Here is a 15,123-nt window from a genome sequence, read left to right on the forward strand (position 1 = left end):
TCATGGCACAACAAGGAGGGGGAAGTTCAATCCCTCCCCACTGATGACCCGAATCGTGCAGACCAAGTGTCTGGGCGTTGAAGAATTGATAATAGATAAAAAAGGGGAGAGAACGGAATGAAACGTAATTTGTTCTTACTTGGGCTTATTTCTTTAGCTGTATTGGCAATTGTATCTGGCTGTGGAAAGACAGAAAAAGGAGCACAAGACAGTAAAGAAGTGAACATTGGTTATTTCCCTAATTTAACGCATATCGCTACAATTGTGGCGCTAGAAAAAGATTATTTCACTGAAGCATTTGGAGAAGATATTAAAATCAACACAAAAACCGTCAGTAACGGCGGCTTGTTTATGGAGGCGATGGTGACTAAATCCATTGATGTAGGAACAGTAGGACCCGGTCCATTACTGAACTTCTACGTAAAAGATCCCAACTATCATATTATTTCAGGCGCTGTAAACGGGGGAGCCGTCCTCGTCGCGAGTGAACATAGTAATATTAAAGAACTTGCTGATTTAGACGGGAAGAAAGTTGCGATTCCTGTAATAGGAAGTACCCAAGATGTAATGTTACGTAAAGCACTAAAAGATGTGGGTCTGAAGCCGACGTCAAATGGTGGCACAGTCGAAATGTTTGCTGCAGCACCAGCTGATACAGCAACGCTCTTTATTCAAAAGTCTGTGGATGCTGCAGCAACCCAGGAACCATGGGGCTACATTTTGGAAACGCAGGCGAACGGTCAATTGTTGTTAGATTGGGAATCATTCGCTTGGGGGAAAGAATCGACAAATACCGTGGTTGCAGCAAGTAAGAAATTTTTGGGAAATGAAACATTAGTGAAGGCCTATTTAACAGCACATGTAAAAGCAGTAGAGTTTATTGAGCAAAATCCTGAAGAAAGTCAAGATCTAGTTATAAAGCACATCAAAGAATTAACAGGAAAAGAGATTGATAAAACTGAGCTCGCAGCCGCATTTAAGCGCCTGAAAGTAACCACGTCTGTCAATGAAGAAGTTATTCAGGAGATGGCTGATATTAGTAAAGAGGCAGGGTATGTTACTAGTAATGATATTGACGGTTTAATTCAATTGAAACAGTTGAAGTCAATAGAAGCAAAATAATAAAATGTAAAGCGTTACTGATTTAGTAGGATTATAAACATCATAATGATGTTTATAATCCTACTGCGTTCGTTAATGGTGCAGTAGTCGTTTAGTCCAAACTGATCCGAAAGCACCTGTACATAGGGTATCTAGTGTTTTATCACAAAAGTAAGCAATCATTTACTGGTTAGCTTAGGTTAATCAACACATGTAATAGGTAATGATCATTATTGGCGGCATCGATACAAACGTAGATAATCTAGTTTTTTTCGACTGGAGAGCAGTGTGCAGAATAAATGGGGAATAAGTTAAGAGGTTATTTATAGAAACAGATGGGGAGAGAAAAGGATGAAACGTAAATTTTTCGTACTTGCGCTTATTTCCTTAGTTATATTGAGTATTTGTGCTGCATGCGCTAAAGCAGAACAAGGAGCACCAGGCAGTAAAGTCGTGAACATTGGATATTTCCCGAACTTAACGCACATGGCTACAATCGTTGCGCTGGAGGAAGGTTATTTCACTGAAGCGTTTGGGGAAGATATTACAATCAACACAAAGACCGTCAGTAACGGCGGACTGTTCATGGAAGCGATGGCTACTAAATCCATTGATGTGGGAACAGTAGGACCAGGTCCTGTACTGAACTTTTACGTAAGAGACCCTAACTATCATATAATTTCAGGCGCTGTAAATGGTGGTGCAGTCCTTATTGCTAGTGAAGATAGTAACGTTAATGAGCTTGCTGATTTGGATAGGAAGAGAGTTGCGATACCTGGAATTGGGGGTACTCAAGATATCATGTTGCGTAAAGCACTAAAAGATGTGGGTCTGAAGCCGACAGCAAATGGAGGAACAGTCGAAATGTTTGCGGCAGCACCAGCTGATACAGCAACGCTCTTTATTCAAAAGTCTCTAGATGCAGCTGCAATACCAGAACCCTGGGGCTATATTTTGGAAACACAGGCAAATGGTAAGCTTTTATTGGACTGGGAATCATTCGCGTGGGGGAAAGAATCACCAAATACTGTTGTCGCCGCAAGCAAGAATTTTTTGGAGGATGACAAGTTGATGAAAGCCTACTTAACAGCCCATGTAAAAGCAGTTGAGTTTATTGAACAAAATCCTGAAGAAAGTCAAAATCTTGTCATTAAACACATCAAAGAACTAACGGGAAAAGAGATTAACAAAGCTGAACTCGAAGTCGCATTTAAGCGCCTAAAAGTAACTACTTCTGTCAATGACGAAGTAATTCAGGAAATGGCTGATATCAGTAAGGAAGCAGGATATATCCCTAGTAGCGATATTGAAGGTTTAATTCAATTGGATCAGTTGAAGTCTATAGAAGGAAAATAATAAAACGTAACTAATTATAGTGAATTGGAAACATCATATTGATGTTTCCAATTCTTTTTTCTCGTAGTTTTGAAAATGTCACAAAGCTTTCCTTTGTCTTACTTGAAAACTAAGAGTAAAATGGAGTTAAGTATGCCAGCCACTGAACGAATTGGGAATCCACCAAATTGGAAAAGCACCTGGCTTTTTTGAGGAGAGACGAATTGATGACTAAAGTAATGGATCCTTCTTGGGAGAAGGTTAATGAAAAAACTGTATCGAAAGAACAAAATCTTTCAACGCTATTCGCAGATCTTAAATCTTTATTTAAGGCGATAGTCTTAATCTCTAATGTGCTACCTGTCCTTACTGGATTTTGGTTAGCACTCTATTTTACGAATGGAACTTTTTTAGCAAACTGGGATGTATTTTTGTTGACGATTTCAGGCAGTACACTTGTTATGGCTGGGGCACTTATCTTGAATAACTGGTACGACGTCGATATTGATACAGTGATGGAGCGGACCAAAAACCGTCCGACAGTTACTGGAAACTTTACACTTAAGTTTGTCTTTAGATTAGGAATCATATTATCTGTAGTAGGTTTAGTACTTCTAGCTTTTACAACAATTGAAGCGGCTGTCTACGCATTTATTGGATGGTTTACGTATGTTATTTTGTACACAATGTGGTCAAAACGTAGATATACGCTAAATACAGTCATTGGCAGTGTATCAGGTGCGGTGACACCTTTAATTGGATGGGCTGCAATTGCACCTGGTTATCATATCGTGCCAATCGTACTGACGCTTATCCTATTCATTTGGCAAATGCCGCATACGTTTGCTATTGCCATGAAGAAAGTGGAAGAATACAGTTTGGCAAAAGTGGCGATGCTTCCAGTCGTTCACGGGTTTAATTTTACAAAGCGGCAAATGGTTATCTATGTCGCATGCTTACTGCCATTACCATTCTTTTTAGGATCACTTGGTACAGTATTTGTTATTATTGCCTCGTTGATGAACATTGGGTGGTTAATTGCGACTATCGCCGGATTTTTCACGAAAAACGATATGAAGTGGGCACATCTGATGTTCATGTGTTCGGTGAATTATGTAGCTATCCTGTTTACACTAATGATTCTTGTTACATTGCCAGTATTTAATTAAACAAGAAATTTCAAGCTATCTTAGAATGGTCAAACCACGTAAGTGTCAAGGTGACAAATAACACAAGTATGCAAAAATGAAAATCCTCTCGTGTCTATAATGACATGAGAGGATTTTTAAATGACAGGAACCTATTCATCCCGAAATTATTTGGGAACTTGTACAAATTATTTACTGAAATACACAGCTATTTCTTTTGTGATTTCTTCAGGTACTTTTAAACTTAGCGGTTCTCCGTGCAAGAAATTGAATACGTTCATATCACTTGTTTGGAGTGCGCCCATAGTCAATCGGGGAACAATTCGAACGTGAACACGGTCAGATGAATTCTTACTTACAGGGATAAACAGGGCGAGGTTAAAGCTTGCGATACCGATTGATTCAAAGTAATTGAAAAAGCCCGTGAGACTTTCTGCGAGATCCTGCCAGTTGGTATCCGTTAATTCACCTAACGAAGAAGCACCTAAAACTCCAATGAAATCAATATGACTTTTAGGTGCGAAAGCATGAACCCAGTCGATGGAACCCACCGTCGCGATAAAACGTTCACCAATATCTTGCTCACTTTCTATTAATGTATCATAATAGTTTCTTCCTGTTTCTGTGTAAAATTGCTCGCTGCTTGCTAATGTTATCAATTGATAGTTGGTCGGCATCTCAGAGGCCAGCACATGAATATGTGGGTGTAAAATGCTACCGCCTGAAGGGGGTAAGTAGTTCCAGTTGATGGATGCATATGCAGTTTCCAGATCCTGGGCAATAACTTTATTCAAATAGTTATGTGCGGCAGAAAAGGAGTTGGCAATCATTGGTGTTGTGAATTCATCGAGTTTAACGTAATGCTGATCACACATTCGGACCACCGCATTATGCTTGCTGTAAGGGAAGAGGTTTGGAAAAACGACGGCTTCTCCTTGAATTATCCTGCCGTCTTCGGTTAAATTATTCGGGAATTTAGGTGTGACTGTGTGTACGTTTTCAATGCAGAATGGACATTTACTACCCGCGGTTTGTGTTGCGAGCTCAGAATAATCTATTGACGTAAAGGATGCACCTGGGTCGAAAATGATTCGGGATGTTTCTCCTGTTAGCGGATCCATTCGAATTTCAGTTTTGCGGTCAATCAATTTTCCATCTTGCATCGGATCATGAAACGTAAAAAATTCTTCTTTTGCTATAAAAGTAATAGACATCTATAGTTTCCCCCTACTGTATATTCTAAATACACTTTCTATTCTACCTGTGATTCACATAAAAGTCAGTAGTATCATAGTGAATGTCTAAAAGGGTGTAGGGATAGGGATTGCCTATAAAAAAAGAGTGTTCCTCGCATTATTATGCGAAGTACACTCCTTATTTGCTTCAATAATTAATCTTCAGAACCAACAGCTGCTTCCACCTCGTGCCAAGAAACACCAAGTGCATCTGCTACACCTTGACCATAAGCAGGGTCCGCTTTGTAACAGTGAACAATATGACGAAGCTGAATATGTTTCTCAACGCCATTCATATTACGACCCGTATTTTCGAACAAAACTTGTTGTTGTTCTATGCTCATTAAGTTGAAGAGTTTACCTGGTTGCTCAAAGTAATTATCGTCATCTTCTCTGAAATTCCATTGGTCTGCTGCACCGAAAAGATCTAGTGCTGGATCTTTATATTTTGGTTGTTCTTTCCACTCACCATAGCTGTTCGGCTCATAATGAAGTGTGCTACCCATATTGCCATCGACTCTCATCGCGCCGTCACGGTGGAAACTATGAACTGGGCATTTCGGTTGGTTGACCGGAATTTGGTGATGGTTCACGCCTAAACGGTAACGCTGTGCATCTCCATAGGAGAAGAGACGACCTTGTAGCATTTTGTCCGGAGAGAAACTGATACCTGGTACAACGTTTGCGGGTGTAAAAGCAGCTTGCTCTACTTCTGCAAAATAGTTATCAGGATTTCGGTTTAATTCCCATTCGCCAACTTCAATAAGAGGGAAGTCTTTTTTATACCATACTTTTGTCAAATCAAACGGGTTGTAAGGCATATTGTTGGCTTGTTCTTCTGTCATTACTTGGATGTACATTTTCCATTTCGGGAAGTTCCCATTTTCGATATTGTCATATAGATCGCGTTGATGGCTTTCACGGTCTTTCCCAACAACTGCCTCGGCTTCTTGGTCAGTCAAGTTTTCAATGCCTTGCTGTGAACGCATATGGAATTTCACCCAAACACGTTTGTTGTCAGCGTTGATCATACTAAAGGTATGGCTTCCGAAACCATGCATATTTCTGTACGAATTTGGAAGTCCGCGGTCACTCATAACAATTGTTACTTGGTGAAGTGCCTCAGGTAGTGATGTCCAGAAGTCCCAGTTGTTATTGGCGCTACGCATATTTGTACGTGGATCACGCTTAACAGCATGGTTCAAGTCTGGGAATTGCATTGGGTCTCTAAAGAAGAACACAGGTGTGTTATTTCCGACAAGGTCCCAGTTACCTTCTTCTGTATAATATCTCATTGAAAATCCGCGAATATCGCGTTCTGCGTCAGCACCACCACGTTCACCGGCTACTGTTGAGAAACGAACGAACATATCTGTTTTCTTACCAATTTCAGAGAAGATTTTTGCTTTTGTATATTGTGAAATATCATGTGTTACGGTAAATGAACCATACGCAGCAGATCCTTTTGCATGCATACGCCGTTCAGGAATAACCTCGCGATCAAAATGCGCGAGCTTCTCCAATAGCCAAACATCTTGTAATAGTATTGGCCCTCTAGGCCCAGCAGTCATTGAGTTTTGATTATCCACAACTGGAGCACCAGCAGCAGTTGTTAATTTTTTATTATTGTCTTTTTCTGTCATAGATTCTCACTCCCTAGATTGTTTTAATTCCTACATGATAATCATACTAAAAAAGAAACAATATATCTACTAATAACATCTACTAAAATTAATTCTTTTATAAAGGCTGCATATCCTCAAGTCGTAAGTAGCTTCGTATGCACTTTTACTGAATGAAGAGGGGGAGAATTACATATAACCATTCTCAATTAGAAGGTATATAAAAAACTTAGAAATGAGACGCAGGCAATTCGGAAAATAGGATTCTCCTTCTATATTAACTTTTATTAACGGAAAAGTCAGTAAAATTATACGGGTATGATAAAAATTAATTAAACGTTAAAGAGAATTCTGTGATTCGGCATATCTCAACAATGAAAAACTGCCTGAACAGTCAACGATAAGGTAGATTGTTCAGGCAGTTCATTTTCTCGATAAAGAGGCAATGTTAACTTGAATCAGCAGAAATCCCTACTGATTAGGAGAATTCAGACTAAAATCGCCTCGTCCTACGGAAACAAGCGCAATTCAAAATTCGGACGCAATTACACCTAGGCGCAATTGCTCTCGCTCGATTGTATGAAGAACTTTTTGAAATGCGTCTTCTATATTTTTCGCATCGATATCTACTTTCTGTATGTCAGTATTTTGATAACCAGAATGTTTATACCTTGGATCGTAATAGTGTTCAAGTAGCAACTCGACTACCCATGCAAACTCACCATTTTCCAAATGCGTTTCAATCTCCTTGGCAATGGGGGTATGTAATCGTTTTTTAATTAATTGAAAAGCCTCCTTGAAACGTTCCGGGTTGTTCCACGGTTCATAGTCTGCTAAAACAATTTTGACCCGTTCCTCAAGAGGGAGGTGAATGACAATTTGCATCCCAATTTCCTTTTTCTCATAAATAAATTGCGGTAAACTTACTTTCCCAATCCTTCTGCTCTCACCTTCTATGAAAACATACTGCTCAGTTTTAAAACGTTCTAATTCACGGACTAATAATGAGTCGAATTTTTTTTGATTGCTTGGCTCAAGTCCTATTTGTCCGAAAATAGAACCGCGATGACCAGCAATGTGTTCGAAATCGATGACTGGATAGCCATTGTTCGCTAGACGCTTCAAAATCTCTGTTTTACCAGTACCCGTATAGCCATTCAATACAATGAAGTTTGGCGGAAAGTTCTCCTTTTCCAATTCATGAACGATCCATTGGCGATACGAACGGATCCCTCCACTTAGTCGAGTGGTATGAATGCCCATTAAATCAAGGACAGTAGCCGCTGTCTTACTGCGCATGCCGCCACGCCAACAGAATACCGTCATAGGCGTTTTAATAAGTTTGAAAGCACGAATAAAATCCGGCAATTTCTCTGAAAAGACTTCAAGCCCTCTTTCCATGGCAACTTCTTGTCCATTGTGTTTATAAAGAGTTCCGATTTCCGCGCGTTCCTCATCATCAAAGACAGGAATGTTAATGCTTCCAGGAATCGTCGCCTCATTAAACTCTTTAGGAGAACGGACATCAATGAATGTATGTGGGCCTTTTTCTTGCAATGTAAATATATCTTCCAACATCAGATCTCGAAACATTCAATACACCTTCTAACCAAAATTTACATTTTATCAAATGACAGTGATCCGTCCTTTATTATCTTCGGTTACTACGCCGATTACCCGTGCGTCTACGCCTTTTTGTTGGAGTTCATCCAACAGTTGACTCGCCTGGTCTCCAGGGAGTGCTATGAGCAGTCCACCAGAAGTAACTGCATCACATAAAATCCAACGGTCGAATTGGTCCATTGTTTCCGAGTACGTGACAACATCCGCTACGTGGGCGAAATTGTTCTTTGTTCCGCCAGGTACTTTTCCAGCTTCCGCCAGTTCTTTTGTGCGGGGGAGTGTTGGTACTTGGTCTGCAAAGATTCGAATACCCACGTCGCTTGCTTTCGCTATTTCAGATGCATGTCCAAGTAGTCCGAAGCCAGTTACATCTGTGGCCGCATGGACATCGTATGTCGCCATTGTTTCTGCCGCCGTTTTATTAAGTGTGGTCATAATTTTTGTAACATAGACAATTTCCTCTTCCGATAATAAACCATTTTTCAATGAAGTTGTGTAAATCCCGACACCGATTGGTTTTGTTAAAAGTAATTTATCACCTGGTTGTGCACCGGCATTTGTTCGTACTTTATCGGGATGAACGATTCCGGTTACGGCAAGACCGAATTTTGGTTCTTGATCATCTATTGAATGTCCGCCGACGAGTGTAACTCCTGCTTCTTTTAATTTATCACCGGAACCACGAAGGATCTCTGTCAGGATTTTTTTATCCAGCGTAGCGATTGGAAAAGCAACGATGTTTAGCGCTGTAATTGGAGTTCCACCCATTGCGTAGATGTCACTGATTGCATTTGTTGCAGCAATTTGACCGAAATCGTAAGGATCGTCGACAATTGGCGTGAAAAAGTCGAGCGTCTGTACCATGGCTATTTCATCAGTCAGTTTATAAACACCCGCGTCATCGCTCGTATCGAGACCAACGAGCAAATTAGGATTGGGAGTCGCAACTGGTAGGCTACGTAATACCTCCGCCAAATCTGCAGGTCCGATTTTACAGCCACAGCCTCCTTTTTTTGTAAGGGAAGTCAATTTTACTGGTTCAGTTTTCTCCATTATTTTTCCACCTTTCGATTACAATTCTATTTATAATCTTAACACAATGGGAAAATAGATTTAGTATAGCAAGTCCTCGCAATCTATTTCTTATGGTAGAATATTCATAGTTCGTGCAAATTTTAAGGGGGTACAGGTTTGATTCAAAAAAGAATAGCACTATCGTTACTATCTGTATTATTGTTCGTTGGAATGCTATTTACAACGGTTCCAGAACATTCAACCGTGTCTGCAGCTGTTTCGTATGAGGGGTTGGAAAACACCATTAATACGATTATGGCAGATAGTAGAATGCGTGCAGCTTCTAGCAGCGTAACCGTGCGCAAAGCTTCAACTGGGGAAATCATCTACCAAAAACAGGGTGATAAAGGGATTACACCCGCCTCCACGCTGAAAATACTCACAGCAGCGGCAGCACTTGAGACACTTGGTGAAAATTATCGTTTCACTACAGATGTATTAACAAATGGCAAAGTAACAAATGGAATACTAGACGGAAATCTATACCTTCGCGGGACAGGCGATCCTACGTTGTTGAAAAAAGACTTTGATGATTTTGCTTCGAAGTTGGCTATACTTGGAGTCAAACGGATTTCAGGTAATCTGGTAGGGGATGACACTTGGTTCGATACGATTCGTTTATCACCAGGTATTGATAAAAATGATGAATCTTATTACTATGCAGCTCAGATTTCAGCATTGACTGTATCTCCGAATACGGATTACGATGCTGGAACGGTCATTGTAGACGCAAAGCCAGCTGCACGCGGGAAAGTAGCAAAAGTAATGCTAACCCCGGAAACTGGCGTTGTTCGAGTGGTCAATCGTTCTAAGACAGTTCCTAAGTGGACTAAAAACACTTTGAAAATTGAACGTCAATACGGTACGAATAACATTATGATTACTGGAAATGTCCCGATTGGTTCCGCTGGCAGGAAAGAGTGGATTACTGTGTCCAACCCAACTGCCTATGCACTTGATATTTTTAAAAAATCATTACTAGCAAAAGGGATAAATTTTGATCCCTCATCTAAAGTATTACGGGGAAAAACTCTAGAAGAATCCAAAATTCTCGTAACTAAAAATTCCATGCCATTAAAGAGCTTGATGAGACCTTTTATGAAATTAAGTAATAACTCACATGCTGAAGTATTGGCGAAGGCAATGGGGAAAATGAAGTATGGGGATGGCAGCTGGAATGCAGGTTTACGGGTGATGCGCGACTATGCTGAGTCAGTCGGTTTAGATGTGAACGAATGGTTGTTTGAAGATGCATCCGGTATGTCCCATGCGAATAAAGTGACATCTGCACAACTGACTGAGTTATTGTATCAAGTGCGAACGGCACCCTGGTACGGGTCGTTTGCGCAAGGACTACCTGTTGCTGGGGCACCGGACCGATTCATCGGAGGTACGCTTAGGAATCGCATGAAAACGGGAACTGCTAAAGGTAATGTCATTGCGAAAACGGGGAGCTTGACAAATGTCAGTGCATTGGCAGGATATGCACAAACAAAAGATGGAGAAACGCTCATTTTCAGTGTCCTAACGCAGGATCACAAATCCAGTACGATTCCTATCCTAGACCGTATTGCAACTGCTATAACTAATTCAACAATTAAATAATAATGTGAATTTGAACATCGGGATATATTTACCTCGATGTTTTTTTAGTGTCATGTATTTTTTTGTAATAATTACTTTCTGGACATTTTGGGTATAGCAAGAAATACATATGTACAATTTGAGTATTCAATGCATAAATCAGATGTCGGGAGGAAGTTATGTGGAGTATAAAGGCAGAAAAGGAAGTTCGAATGTTGAAGATCGAAGAGGCAAGGGAAAAGGGGGTATAGCATTAGCCGGGGGCGGTATTGGCGGCTTAATTCTTATACTTATTATTACTTTTCTTGGAGGCAGTCCAAGTGAAGTTTTGAATGACTTACAAGGTGCGGATTCGGGTCCCTCGGTTCCATATGAAGAAACGGCTGAAGAAAAGGAGCTTGCGGAATTTGTTTCAGTAGTTCTTGCAGATACAGAAGTTGTTTGGACAAAATTGTTCCGCGAACAAGGGTTGGAATACGAGGAACCAATCCTCGTGTTATATACAGATAGCGTTCAATCTGCGTGTGGAGCAGCAGGAGCATCCGTTGGACCATTTTATTGTCCAGGCGACCACAAACTTTATATTGATTTAAGTTTTTATCAAGAACTTCAAGACAAGTTCCAAGCTCCTGGGGATTTTGCGATGGCCTATGTTGTGGCGCATGAGGTAGGACATCATGTACAAACCCTTTTAGGCATCAATGAGCAAGTGAATGCTCTTCGCCCAAAACTGAGCACAGAAGAGTTTAATAAATATTCGGTACGCCTTGAATTACAGGCAGATTATTTTGCTGGTGTGTGGGCAAGGCATCAGAAGGACATGAATTTTCTTGAAGAAGGTGATCTTGATGAAGCAATTACAGCAGCGAGTGCTGTAGGTGATGACCGCATTCAGGAACAAGCCCAGGGGTATATTGTCCCCGACAGCTTTACTCACGGAACTTCTGAACAAAGGAAGCGCTGGTTTACTAAAGGATTTGAAAACGGCACCATTGAGGGTGGTGATACATTTAAAGCAAGTGGATTGTAAAAGAATCATGGAGGTGACAAGGGTTTCCTCCATGGCACAATGAAAAAATCTTGCTTAGGACATAATCGCCATAAGCAAGATTTTAGTTATCAAAAAGCAAGTTAGATAAGTAACTCAAATAACGTGCTATCATTGTTAACCTCTTTAAAAGAGAAACCGCAATCATGCATTCGCTGAATAAGTCCTTCGTAGTCTGACTTCCTCTTTACTTCAATGCCTACAAGTCCAGGGCCGCTTTCTTTGTTGTTTTTCTTTGTATATTCAAATGTAGTGATATCGTCGTCAGGTCCAAGTACTTCATCTAAGAATTGACGTAACGCACCAGAACGCTGAGGAAAGTTAACAATGAAATAATAAAGAAGTCCTTCATAAATCAATGATTTATCTTTAATTTCCTGCATTCGACCAATATCATTATTCCCGCCACTTATGACACATACGACAGACTTCCCCCTAATCTCATCTTTATAAAAATCCAATGCGGCGATAGATAACGCACCTGCTGGTTCTACGATAATTGCATGTTGGTTATATAATTCCAAGATAGACGTACACACTTTACCTTCTGGAACTAGTACAATGTCTTCCAGGTACTTACGGCAAATTTCAAATGTGTGTTGGCCGGCACTTTGTACGGCTGCCCCATCAACGAATTTATCGATTGTATCCAAGGTTGTCACTTCATTATTCTTTAATGCTGCTTTCATACTAGCAGCACCTTCAGGCTCTACACCAATCATACGTGTATGTGGTGACAGGTTTTTAATATAAGTACTCAAACCAGACATAAGGCCGCCGCCCCCAATACTGGCAAAGACAAAATCAACAGGTTCCTCTATATCATTCATGATTTCAACCGCGACTGTTCCTTGTCCGGCAATGACATCGTAATCGTCAAATGGGTGGATGAAAATTCTGTCTTCAGCAGTCGCACATTCGACCGCTGAAGCGGATGAATCATCAAATGTATCGCCCACTAAAATGATTTCTACATAATTCCGTCCAAACATTTTCACTTGGTTAATTTTTTGCTTCGGAGTTGTCTGTGGCATGAATATTTTTGCGTCAATACCTAGATGCGCACAAGCAAAAGCGACTCCTTGCGCATGATTACCTGCGCTGGCACAGACAACACCTTTTTCAAGCGCAGCTGCTTCTATGGTTTTGATTTTATAATAGGCACCCCGTAATTTAAAGGAACGAACATGTTGTAAATCTTCCCTTTTTACATAGACTCGACAGTCGTATTTTTCTGATAGTCGTTCATTCTTTTGTAGAGGAGTATGTGCGACTACATCTTTTAGTAATTGATTGGCAATCAGTATATCCTCGACTTGAATTCCAGTTGGTTCCGTCTTTGTTAGATTCATAGTAATCTCAGCACCCTCCATATAAATAGATCATTTTTCTATACTAACATGACAGAAGGAGAATAAACACATCAATGTTTGTAATTATGAGTTAATTTCGAAAGGGAAAATGGCAATCTGTCTTATCTAGTTAGAATAAGATTCAATGCTTTTTCATGAATTGCAACATGGAGTGGGGTGGACTTTATAACTTCTCCATCGATGATTGCGAGAATTGGCCTGTCTGTTTCAATTGTGATTTCTTTTCCCGTTCTGTATGTAACGCCTTTCCTGAGAATCGGTTGACCCCGAAGCAAAGCAAGAAATAGGCGCATTAAGATATTCATCCGCCCTACATCATGAAGCATTGTAATATTTAACATACTATCTGTTGGAGAGGCTCCGGGACAAACGACTAATCCGCCGCCATAGGAGGAAGTATTTCCACAAGCAGTGAGCCAGGTAATAGCGTATGTATAGGTCATATCATCGATTGTGACTGTACTTTTAAACGGCTTAAATGACAGTAACTCAATTATCGCAGCAATGGTATAAGTGAATGAACTTAAGCCAAGCTTATTTAATATCGGTTTGTAAAATGAGTGATTTACACGTTGACCAATCCTTGCATCAAGCCCGATTCCAGCGACAGTAATGCCAAAACGGTCATTTATGTTTAATAAATCAATGGCAACAGTCCGATGCTCTAATAGTCCTTTGATAAACGATCAGGGTGAGTAGTTAGGCGGAACATCCGAGCAGTGTCATTTCCTGAACCAGCAGGTAGAATAGCGAGTGGAATACCGGTTCCAGCAATGTCTTGTATGACAGAACTCATTGTGCCATCTCCACCGATAACTGTCACAGCATGAATGGTAGTTGACTGAAGGTAAGTTGTGATGAATTTGCGTGCTGTAACTTCTGAATCACTGACAATCACACTGTATTCTCTATTTTTTTGCTTCACTTTCTTCTCGATTTCATCCCATAATGAGCAAGCTTGGCCATTTCCCGATAATGGATTTACGATGAAAAGATACATAACATACCCCAATGCTACTATTTTCATAGTAGCACATTTGGATCTATAGGCTTACGAAGTTAAAGCTTCCTCTCAATATGATTTAATGTTAAAGTATATTGAGTGGTACTATCTAAATTGGAAATTGAGAGGGGTAAATTTATGGGAAGAGTACAGGATAAAGTTGCATTAGTAACAGGTGGGGCATCAGGTATCGGGTTGTCTACTGCTACACTTCTTGCAAAAGAAGGTGCAAAAGTGGTCGTTGCAGACTTTAATCTGGAAGGTGCGAAACAAGTTGCCCAAAATATCTTAAACGACGGTGGAGATGCCGTTGCTGTATTTTTGGATGCTGGGAGTGAACAATCAATTAAAGATGCGATTGATTTCACGGTTGAACAGTTTGGTACCATTACAATCCTCTATAACAATGTAGGGACGACAAATTTGCAAAAAGATTTGGATGTCGTGAATATTGATTTAGATGAGTGGGATCGTTTAATGAATGTGAATGCAAAAAGTGTTTTACTAGGAAGCCGATATGCAATTCCACATATGCAAAAAGCAGGCGGAGGTTCTATTATTAATACTGCATCCATGGCTGCCTTTGCGGGGGATTCTGTCCGTTCAGCTTATGGTGCATCGAAGGCTGCAGTTGTAAACTTGACGAAATATATCGCAACGCAATATGGAAAAGACAATATACGTTGTAATGGAGTTGCTCCTGGTTTGATTTTAACACCTGCTGCAAAACAAAATATGTCACAAGAAGTACTTGATATTTTTGAGAAATATAACGCATTACCATACCATGGGGAAGCTGACGATATTGGAAATACCGTCTTATTTTTAGCTTCTGATGAATCCAAGTTTATTACTGGCCAAACGATTCAAGTTGAAGGTGGTCACTATTTAAGCAACCCAAGTATTGCTGACTTTCATCAGTTAATGTCACAAGCAAAATCGTAAGAATTCAATAGATAATCCATATAGAAAAGTTA

Annotated in this window: 13 protein-coding genes; 6 read left to right on the top strand and 7 right to left on the bottom strand. The window is 40.2% G+C overall.

The features are described 5' to 3' along the window. Positions 1 to 117 precede the first annotated feature (117 nt). The 3 genes from ACGLYD_RS07495 (at position 118) to cyoE (ending at position 3,605) form a co-directional block, all read left to right on the top strand. Entirely contained in the window at positions 118 to 1,122 is a 1,005-nt protein-coding gene (locus ACGLYD_RS07495) for an ABC transporter substrate-binding protein (RefSeq protein ID WP_338652444.1), read from the top strand. Positions 1,123 to 1,452: 330 nt separating this feature from the next. Beyond that, positions 1,453 to 2,457 carry an aliphatic sulfonate ABC transporter substrate-binding protein gene (locus ACGLYD_RS07500; protein ID WP_338652443.1) on the top strand — a complete coding sequence of 335 codons (1,005 nt, stop codon included), beginning with the start codon at positions 1,453 to 1,455 and terminating at the stop codon, positions 2,455 to 2,457. Between the two features lie 206 nt (positions 2,458 to 2,663). After that, entirely contained in the window at positions 2,664 to 3,605 is a 942-nt protein-coding gene (gene cyoE, locus ACGLYD_RS07505) for a heme o synthase (protein ID WP_304627127.1), read from the top strand. Positions 3,606 to 3,772: 167 nt separating this feature from the next. Here cyoE and ACGLYD_RS07510 read toward each other — a convergent pair whose 3' ends face one another. The 4 genes from ACGLYD_RS07510 to selD all read right to left on the bottom strand — a co-directional run bounded on the left by ACGLYD_RS07510 (position 3,773) and on the right by selD (position 9,117). Next, positions 3,773 to 4,798 (bottom strand): hypothetical protein, encoded by a 1,026-nt coding sequence (locus ACGLYD_RS07510; protein WP_399632192.1) that lies wholly within the window; start codon positions 4,796 to 4,798, stop codon positions 3,773 to 3,775. Positions 4,799 to 4,974: 176 nt separating this feature from the next. Continuing rightward, positions 4,975 to 6,462, bottom strand: coding sequence for a catalase (locus ACGLYD_RS07515; RefSeq protein WP_067208981.1), 1,488 nt, complete (start codon positions 6,460 to 6,462; stop codon positions 4,975 to 4,977). A 507-nt stretch (positions 6,463 to 6,969) separates the two neighbouring features. Next, positions 6,970 to 8,034 (bottom strand): tRNA 2-selenouridine(34) synthase MnmH, encoded by a 1,065-nt coding sequence (mnmH, locus tag ACGLYD_RS07520; RefSeq protein ID WP_067208983.1) that lies wholly within the window; start codon positions 8,032 to 8,034, stop codon positions 6,970 to 6,972. Positions 8,035 to 8,067: 33 nt separating this feature from the next. Further along, positions 8,068 to 9,117 carry a selenide, water dikinase SelD gene (gene selD, locus ACGLYD_RS07525; RefSeq protein ID WP_399632196.1) on the bottom strand — a complete coding sequence of 350 codons (1,050 nt, stop codon included), beginning with the start codon at positions 9,115 to 9,117 and terminating at the stop codon, positions 8,068 to 8,070. A gap of 138 nt (positions 9,118 to 9,255) precedes the next feature. Here selD and dacB point away from each other — a divergent pair, with 138 nt between their 5' ends. Together dacB and ACGLYD_RS07535 are read left to right on the top strand one after the other, a co-directional pair. Continuing rightward, positions 9,256 to 10,743 (top strand): D-alanyl-D-alanine carboxypeptidase/D-alanyl-D-alanine-endopeptidase, encoded by a 1,488-nt coding sequence (gene dacB, locus ACGLYD_RS07530; protein WP_399632199.1) that lies wholly within the window; start codon positions 9,256 to 9,258, stop codon positions 10,741 to 10,743. Between the two features lie 160 nt (positions 10,744 to 10,903). Beyond that, on the top strand, positions 10,904 to 11,752 hold the full coding sequence (locus tag ACGLYD_RS07535; RefSeq protein WP_338652439.1) for a neutral zinc metallopeptidase: 849 nt from the start codon (positions 10,904 to 10,906) through the stop codon (positions 11,750 to 11,752). A 101-nt stretch (positions 11,753 to 11,853) separates the two neighbouring features. Here the strand turns inward: ACGLYD_RS07535 and ilvA are convergent, their stop codons facing one another. From ilvA to ACGLYD_RS07550, 3 genes are all read right to left on the bottom strand, one after another. Further along, entirely contained in the window at positions 11,854 to 13,122 is a 1,269-nt protein-coding gene (gene ilvA / locus ACGLYD_RS07540; RefSeq protein WP_067208991.1) for a threonine ammonia-lyase IlvA, read from the bottom strand. A 122-nt stretch (positions 13,123 to 13,244) separates the two neighbouring features. Beyond that, positions 13,245 to 13,823 carry a hypothetical protein gene (locus ACGLYD_RS07545; RefSeq protein ID WP_222618024.1) on the bottom strand — a complete coding sequence of 193 codons (579 nt, stop codon included), beginning with the start codon at positions 13,821 to 13,823 and terminating at the stop codon, positions 13,245 to 13,247. After that, positions 13,808 to 14,143, bottom strand: a complete 336-nt coding sequence (locus ACGLYD_RS07550) for a diacylglycerol kinase family protein (protein ID WP_187047714.1) — start codon at positions 14,141 to 14,143, stop codon at positions 13,808 to 13,810. The genes ACGLYD_RS07545 and ACGLYD_RS07550 overlap by 16 nt, the downstream gene beginning before the upstream one ends. A 141-nt stretch (positions 14,144 to 14,284) precedes the next feature. On the opposite strand from ACGLYD_RS07550, the gene ACGLYD_RS07555 reads away from it, so the two are divergent. Continuing rightward, a complete protein-coding gene (locus ACGLYD_RS07555; RefSeq protein ID WP_187047715.1) occupies positions 14,285 to 15,091 on the top strand; it encodes an SDR family NAD(P)-dependent oxidoreductase in 807 nt (268 codons plus the stop codon). Positions 15,092 to 15,123: the final 32 nt, after the last annotated feature.

It is taken from the genome of Sporosarcina sp. SG10008 (assembly GCF_044569405.1).
In the GTDB taxonomy this organism is placed as follows: Bacteria; Bacillota; Bacilli; order Bacillales_A; family Planococcaceae; genus Sporosarcina; species Sporosarcina psychrophila.